Source organism: Adlercreutzia rubneri (assembly GCF_009755265.1).
Classification (GTDB): Bacteria; Actinomycetota; Coriobacteriia; order Coriobacteriales; family Eggerthellaceae; genus Adlercreutzia; species Adlercreutzia rubneri.
In genome coordinates this window covers 1-539 of sequence record NZ_WPOO01000065.1, presented here as the reverse complement: position 1 = coordinate 539, position 539 = coordinate 1, and the positions used below count along the sequence as shown (strand labels likewise).

1 protein-coding gene is annotated in these 539 nt (G+C 67.0%); it reads left to right on the top strand.

Features of this window, described 5'->3' with window-relative positions:
* On the top strand, positions 1-539 hold a 539-nt coding region (locus tag GO707_RS11905; protein ID WP_232325824.1), incomplete at both ends, for an ATP-binding cassette domain-containing protein.

Genomic DNA, 539 nt, shown 5'->3' with positions numbered 1-539 from the left:
GTGTAGCATGGCGCTCCTCCGAATCGACGGCCTGTCCAAAACCTTCCTGCTCCATCGCGTGAACCGGCGCGTGCAAGGGTGCCAGGACATCGACTTCGCCATCGAACCGGGCCAGTTCGTGGGCATCACGGGGCGCAGCGGCAGCGGCAAGTCCACCATCCTGCGCTGCATCTGGCGCACAAACCTGCCCGAGCGCGGCCGCATTCTGTACGACTCGCAGCGCTTCGGCATGCTGGACCTGGCCCAGGCCACGCAGCGCCAGATGCTGTACCTGCGCGCCTACGAGCTGGGCTACGTCTCCCAGTTCCTCAACGCCCTGCCGCGCCAAACCGCCTACGACATCGTGCTGAAAAGCGCGTTGGAAGCGTACGGCGCCGACGAGCGCTCCCGCGCCGAAGAGGAGACCGAGCGCATGCTGCGCCACTTCGATCTGGACGAAGGCCTGTGGGAGCTGTACCCCCGCACGTTCTCGGGCGGCGAGAAGCTGCGCCTCAACATCGCCGCCGCCATGATCAAGCGCCCGCGCCTGCTGCTGCTCG